Source organism: Vibrio sp. Vb1337 (assembly GCF_033338715.1).
GTDB classification, from domain to species: domain Bacteria; phylum Pseudomonadota; class Gammaproteobacteria; order Enterobacterales; family Vibrionaceae; genus Vibrio; species Vibrio alginolyticus.
The window spans coordinates 137,146-144,566 of sequence record NZ_JAWOTD010000002.1; the positions used below are offsets into that span (position 1 = coordinate 137,146).

The 7,421-nt window shown below is 45.7% G+C and carries 4 protein-coding genes; 2 read left to right on the plus strand and 2 right to left on the minus strand.

Translation table 11 applies throughout. The features are described from left to right. Position 1: 1 nt before the first annotated feature. Together tssI and R7E42_RS02495 are read right to left on the minus strand one after the other, a co-directional pair. Positions 2-2,080 (minus strand): type VI secretion system tip protein VgrG, encoded by a 2,079-nt coding sequence (gene tssI, locus R7E42_RS02490; protein WP_042523523.1) that lies wholly within the window; start codon positions 2,078-2,080, stop codon positions 2-4. Positions 2,081-2,152: 72 nt separating this feature from the next. Further along, entirely contained in the window at positions 2,153-2,671 is a 519-nt protein-coding gene (locus R7E42_RS02495; RefSeq protein ID WP_005373415.1) for an Hcp family type VI secretion system effector, read from the minus strand. A 456-nt stretch (positions 2,672-3,127) separates the two neighbouring features. Between R7E42_RS02495 and tssH the strand changes: the two genes are divergently transcribed. Both tssH and R7E42_RS02505 read left to right on the plus strand, forming a co-directional pair. Then, positions 3,128-5,806: a type VI secretion system ATPase TssH gene (gene tssH / locus R7E42_RS02500; RefSeq protein WP_318072310.1), complete on the plus strand. Its 2,679-nt coding sequence runs from the start codon at positions 3,128-3,130 to the stop codon at positions 5,804-5,806. Beyond that, on the plus strand, positions 5,793-7,421 hold the full coding sequence (locus R7E42_RS02505; RefSeq protein WP_213962666.1) for a sigma-54-dependent Fis family transcriptional regulator: 1,629 nt from the start codon (positions 5,793-5,795) through the stop codon (positions 7,419-7,421). The genes tssH and R7E42_RS02505 overlap by 14 nt, the downstream gene beginning before the upstream one ends.

A 7,421-nucleotide genomic window follows, 5' to 3' on the forward strand; every position in this document is an offset into this window, starting at 1 on the left:
GTTAGTTAACCACTACGTTGCCACCTTTCACGACGACTTTGTCACTGCCTTCGATCGTAATAGCCGAGCCTGATAACTTTATTGAACCATCACTGTTCATCACTAAAGAGGAGCCACCCGTTTTCAATACAATCTTGTCGCCACTGATAATTTGCGTTGCACCATCAGCTTTATAAGCGGTGTTCCCTTTCACTGATACCGTTAAGTTGCCACCAATCGTCTGGTTATCATCCGCACCAATATCTGAACTCTTAGACGCACCGATAGTAAGGTTACTGTTTTCGCCAATATCTAAGTCATCATTTTTACCGATCTTAGTCGTACGGTTATCACCAATTTCTAAGTCAGAATTGTTTTTCACATACTGGGCTTCGTTCGCGTTGTATGTGACGGTAACGTCTTGCTCGACTGTCTCGGTAAACGTACTGTTTACTTGTGTCGTTTTATGTCCATGAATGGTTTCTTTATGGTCACCATGAACTTCATTCGTTTGGTGACGTGCAACCTTCAAGAATTCATCTTGACCGATATCACGGTAACGGTTGTTGAGCACCTTGGTCGACATGTCTTTTTGAGCGTGAATATAGACTTCTTCTTGGTTCGCTTCGTCTTCAAAACTCAACTCGTTGTAACCTGTTCCTTTGTGCGTTTGCGTGCGGAACGTGGTACGAGTTTTGTTTTCTGGCAAAGAGTACGGTGGGAAATGCAAACCGTTGTAAACTGCGCCCGTAACTAACGGACGATCTGGGTCCCCCTCAAGGAAAGTCACTACGACTTCATGGCCAATACGCGGCAAATAAACTGCGCCCCATGTTGGCGCCGCCATGGATTGGCTTACACGAATCCAACAGCTTGAATGCTCGTTGTTATCACCGTAGCGATCCCAATGGAACTGTACTTTCACTCGACCAAGCTTGTCGGTGTAAATCTCTTCACCTTCTGGTCCTACAACGACCGCCGTTTGCGGGCCATCCACTACTGGTGCCGCTAGTTTAGGCGCTTTAAACACCACATCACGTGGAATACACGAGAACTGGTTGTAGTAAGTGGTTGGCATACCACTCGCTTCATCTTCATGCACTTGCGGATCTTGACCTGTGTGCATTACAGACAACATGAGGTAATCGCGGTTAATCTCAGAACGCGGGTGGTCACTGACGTTAAAGCTGTAACCAGATGCTAAGCGCATTACGTCACTCGTTGCTTCCACTTGTTGATTATCGACTATGTGTTCCGACATCCATTCCGTGGTTCTCACCTGACCCATCAGCGGGTCAACGTATCGTCCAGGATAATCAAACTGCTTGAGATCTTGGTCTAGCTCGCCAGCCTGTGTCATCTCTTGTGGAATTTTAGGGTGTTCGTAGTTGTAATCTGTGTACGTAACCTGTCCCGTTCTAACGCGGTTAACTAACTCGAGATCAGAGATATGTTCGCGATCGGCAACACCGCCACCATCGGCATGATAAACAATCGGCCCAATGTAAGAAGCATTTAGTGGCGAGCTTATCAAAGGTGCAATCGCGTCATTACTGTCGACAATGACCATCGTATGATTTGAATCGCTATGGTCAAAGTAATACCACATACCGTGTTCAGCCATCATACGCTGCACGAAGTGCAAGTCAGACTCACGGTATTGCAGAACGTATTCTTTTGGAGGATAAGTACCCGACACTTCAAATCGGTAATCGGTGACTGCCCCATCATCGAGTACTTCTGTGATGATGTCTTGCGCTGACTTTTGCTGGAAAATACGACAATCTTGGCGCTGAGATAAGAACCAAGCTTGAGGAACCAAGACTAATTGATAACGAGAAAAACGACGTCCAGTCCCTAAGTAACGAACTTCATTCACCACGCCGTTGAACACACGCGCAGCCCCAACACCTTGTCCGTAAAGTGTCAATGTTCCTGCTTTACGTATTAACTCATCGAACGAGATATCTGGATCAAGTGAAAGTAATGAGAGATTGATGTGGAAAGGCTTAGATAACTCTTCATGAACATGAAAGCTCTCAACCCGAAATTCATGCCCACATCCAGGCACTTCAAATTTAAATTCTACGTCATTCACCATATCTTTTACCTGATACAAATAATCGAATTAGGGCCAACAATCGTTGGCCCTGAATCTTTACGCGACAAGCAATTAAGCTTCGCGTGGAGCACGCCAGTCGTCGTTACCCGCAGTACCACAGTTTTCGTGAGTTACTTCGATCGCACGGTAAGTGAACTTAAGCACTTCTTCTGTCACGCGGTCAGCTGTTGCTGCGTCTTGACAGTGGTTCATACGAGTTTGGATATCGACAAGTAGCGCATCAATCAATTTGATTGAGTAGTAGTGCTCTTGTTTACCTTGAACTGAAGTACGGTAGAAGCGGATCACACACTCAGGAAGTTTTTCGCCAGATACTAGTGCGTTGAATAGTAGTGGAGATGAGCGATCTTGAACTTTAGTTACAACAAGTGGACGGTGTACACGTTGACCAGTTGGCTGACCACTTTGTGGATCACGTGGAACAGTTAGCACGTGATCAAGTTCTTGTACTAGGAACTCATCAACGTGAGCTTCTTGCCATGTGTTACCTACTGAATCTGCAGAGTAAGTATCTTTAGTAATATGGCCTTGAGTCTCACCTTGGATAGACATATATGCTGGAGTTGGCATCGCTATTTCCTTTTCTAAAATCTGTTTTGTTTAAATCACCAAATCGCTTATCACCGCGACTACTTGGTATAATCAAAGTCCGTGCCAACTTTAAAAGCACAACAAAAACAACAACTTAATCAAATTAAGACATTATTCACTAATATCTTGAGTACAATTTATTGGATAAAAAACCAAAAAGTTGGATTAAGATAATAATAAATTGTTCTAACTTTAAAAAGTGAAAATAACCATATAAAACCGTGTAAATAAAGTCATTAAAACTAATAAATCCGACACTTTTACTATCAATTAATTTAGAATAACAACGCCATTAAAATAACCACAAACATTAATGTCACAATAATCATTAAAAATAACCAACAAACGATAGTCAAAATATCTTGATAAAAAAAGAACGCAATTACTTTTAGTATAATAGCCGCTACCTCTTTTCCTCTAAAGAATAAAATGGCTATGATAAATATAAACCTTTCTTCATTAATTCAGCGTCTACACCCGATTGCAAAAGTAGCATTAGAAGACGCCGCTGCACTTGCAGTCTCTGAAAAAGCAAACGAAGTTCAAATTGAGCATTATTTACTGAGTCTATTAGAAAGGCCAAATAGTGATTTTGACGTCTTATTAAGTCATTTTGATTGTTCTGAGAACTTATTAAGACAATCGGTTCGATCCACACTCGACACCAACGCCAAAGGAAATGGCAGCAAACCTGTTTTTTCTGCTTTATTAATCGAATGGTTGCAAGAAAGCTGGCTGGTTTCTTCTTTAGATCTATCCGAAACACAAATCCGCTCTGGTGCCTTACTCCTTACTCTTGTTAGCAACCCTCTCCGTTACGGCCAACATGGTTACGCCTCTATCCTTGAAGCGGTAAACCCTGACAGCCTTAAGCGTAACTTTGCAGAGCTAACAAGCCACTCTATTGAGGCGCAAGTTGCTACTTCAGAGAAAACACAAGCTCGTGAGGATGGCTCAGCACTGAGCAAGTTCACAACCGACTTCACTGGTAAAGCACGCAAAGGCGAAATCGACCCTGTTTTCTGCCGCGACCAAGAAATCCGCCAAATCGTGGACATTCTTGCTCGTCGCCGTAAAAACAACCCTATTGCTGTTGGTGAACCGGGCGTTGGTAAAACCGCAGTAGTAGAAGGCTTGGCACTTAAGATTGTACAAGGTGACGTACCAGACAACCTCAAAGGTGTTGAGCTTTACGGCCTGGACATGGGTCTTCTGCAAGCTGGTGCAAGCGTAAAAGGCGAATTCGAAAAACGCCTAAACGCAGTATTGGATGAAGTGAAAAACTCACCAACTCCAATCATTCTATTCATCGATGAAGCACACACCCTTGTTGGTGGCGGTAACCAAGCAGGCGGCAGCGACGCGGCAAACTTGCTAAAACCAGCCCTAGCGCGTGGTGAAGTGAAAACCATCGCCGCAACAACATGGTCGGAATACAAGAAGTACTTCGAGAAAGATCCTGCTCTTGCGCGTCGTTTCCAATTGGTAAAACTCGACGAACCGTCTCCTGAACAAGCAGCATTGATCATTCGTGGTCTGCGCCCAGCATACGAGAAGTCACACAACGTTTACGTGCGTGATGACGCCATCACTGCTGCGGCAGCGCTTTCTGCTCGTTACATCTCTGGCCGTCAACTGCCAGACAAAGCGATCGATGTACTAGATACGGCGTGTGCACGAGTGAACATCAGCCTTAATGCCATTCCTGCTTCTGTTGAGACTCTGCAGCAAGAACTTGCAGCTCAACAGCGCGAGCTTGAAGCACTTGAGCGTGATGCTCTGCAGCAAACTGGCGACAAGCACAGCCTTGCTAACATTCCAGACCTAAAACTGGCAATGGAAACAACGAAAGAAGCGCTAGCAGAACAAGAAGCGCAATGGCACAAAGAAAAAGAGCAGATCCAAGAGATGATTGCTCTACGCTCTCGCTTACATGAACTGGTCTTTGGCGAAACAAATGAAGAAGAGCTTGTTGCAGACGAAGATTCAGAACAAGAGCGAGACGTTTCTCCATATGCAGAAATGGATGAAGAAGCCGTTCGCATTGCCATTTCGGCCTGCCAAGAACAGCTAGATGTAATCCGCAATGGCAACCCACTGGTTCACTTTGAAGTGGGTCCAGATGAAGTCAGCCACGTGATCTCGGACTGGACTGGTATTCCAATGGGTAAGATGCTTCAAGACGAAGCAGAAACCACACTAAAACTGAAAGAAAGCCTAACACAAAGCATCAAAGGCCAAGAATACGCTATTGATGCACTGTCTGAAGGCATCCAAACAGCAAAAGCAGGCCTAGGCAACCCAGACGCACCGACGGGCGTATTCCTACTGGTTGGCCCAAGTGGTGTGGGTAAAACCGAAACGGCTCGTGCGATCGCTGATCAAATGTTTGGTGGTGAGCGCTTTATGACGACCATCAACATGTCTGAATTCCAAGAGAAGCACACGGTATCTCGCCTAATTGGTTCACCTCCGGGTTACGTAGGTTACGGTGAAGGCGGCATGCTGACAGAAGCGGTACGTCAGCGTCCATACTCTGTTGTACTTCTTGATGAAGTAGAAAAAGCCGACCCAGAAGTGTTGAACCTGTTCTACCAAGTGTTCGACAAAGGTACGCTGAACGATGGCGAAGGCCGAACCATCGATTTCAAGAACACGCTGATCATCATGACCAGTAACCTTGCTACGCACGAGATCGAATCTTTAGTTCATCAATCCAAAGACATCGATGCAAATATCATCGCAGAAGCTATCCGCCCTACTTTGAACCAACACTTCAAACCGGCGCTGTTGGCGCGTATGTCTGTGCTTCCATTTGTTCCACTGTCTGATGAAGCAATGACAGAAATCATTCACCATAAGCTGAACAAAGTTTCTCAGCGTCTACAGAGCCATCACAAGTTGTCTCTGAGCTACGAAGAAAGCTTGGTTGAGTTCGTACTAGGTAACTGTCGCCTTGCTGAAACGGGCGCGCGTAACATCGACGCGGTTATCAACCGTCAGTTACTGCCTCAGCTATCGACGCAACTATTAGTGCATGACAAGGATGATTCACATACGCAAATCGAAGTGTCTGTCGATGAGCAAGGAACACTAACCTATGCGTTCAGCTAACCATAGCGAACTTAGCAACGCCCTACTTGCGATCAGCCAATCTTTGGCTGATCGCAGCCAGCTGACTCAAACGTTGGATGCAGTGTTGACCGCTGCGAGACAAATGACCCTCGCAAAGCACGGCATCATTTATGTTTTGGACCAGACTGGCCAGGCGTTGATTCCAAGTACCGCTCACCATAACGATAAAACGATTGTTTCCCCCCCTTGGGAGGCATTGCAGATTGATTCCGCTAGTGAGAACGACCCATTTAACTTTGCCATTCGCAATGGTGAAGTGGTATTGATTAACGAGTTGTATAAGTACAACGGTTATGACTGTGACAGCATCTATCAAACTGAGCAGACGCTAGGGCTAAAAAGCGAGAACTTACTGGCTTGGCCTTTGATTGATAGCGAAAGTAAGACCATTGGACTCTTGGTCTTGCTCGATCTAAGTGTTATCGACAATGAGGCGGCATTGACTGAGTTTTGTCGCATGGCGGCGAGTAATATTCGCCAAGCCGTTTGGTTAGAGCAATATGGGCAAGTGATTAAAAGCCTCAGTGCCGATAATCAAGCCCTAGTGCGCGAGAACACTCAGCTCAAAAAGCGCACCCAAAAAACCTATCAGGGCCCTATTGCAGAGAGCGAAGAAATGCTCAATGTCTTGAATCGTCTTGATAAGGTGTTATCTCTTCCTGTCGACGTTCTGTTACGTGGTGAGACTGGTGCCGGTAAAGAGGTGATCGCGAAATACATTCACGAAAACTCTAACCGAGCAGAACAACCTTTGATCGTTCAAAACTGTGCGGCTATTCCAGAGCAGTTATTGGAGTCGGAACTCTTCGGCCATAAGAAAGGCTCATTTACGGGCGCAGACAAAGACAAAGTCGGCCTGTTTGAAGCAGCCAATGGCGGTACGCTTTTCTTAGATGAGATTGGCGATATGCCAATGCTACTGCAGGCAAAATTGCTGCGTGTGCTACAAGAACGTAAAGTTCGCCCAATCGGCACCAGCAAAGAGATTGACGTCGACGTTCGCGTTATCGCCGCAACCCACTGTAATCTTATGCAGCAAATCAAAGATGGTGGGTTCCGTGCTGACTTGTTCTATCGCTTGAACGTATTCCCGATTACGCTGCCTCCCTTGAGAGCACGCAAGTCGGACATTCTCCCTCTCGCAGAACACTTCGTGCAACACACCACCAACACGCTAGGTTTACCGCAAGCACCAGGGTTAAGTGCCAACGTCCGTAAACAGCTTCTTGCGTACCCATACCCAGGTAACGTGCGTGAGCTTAAAAACATCATCGAACGCTCAGTGCTACTGTCCGATTTTGAAACCATCACTCACATTGAGTTTGGTGAACAAATCCCAGAAGATACGCCAAGTGTTGAAGTAACAGCGGCGTCACCTGCCCCAGAACAACCTGCCTACGAGCCAGCACAAGCGGATTTAGAAGACGCTTCAATGGGCCTTAAGGACGTTGTCAGCCAATACGAGCGCACAGTGATCATCGATTGCTTAAATGCCTGCAATTGGCACACCAAGAAAGCAGCTGAGCAATTGGCACTTCCAATGAGCACACTCAACCATAAAATGAAGAAATACGATATTTCTGCAGCTGGTTAA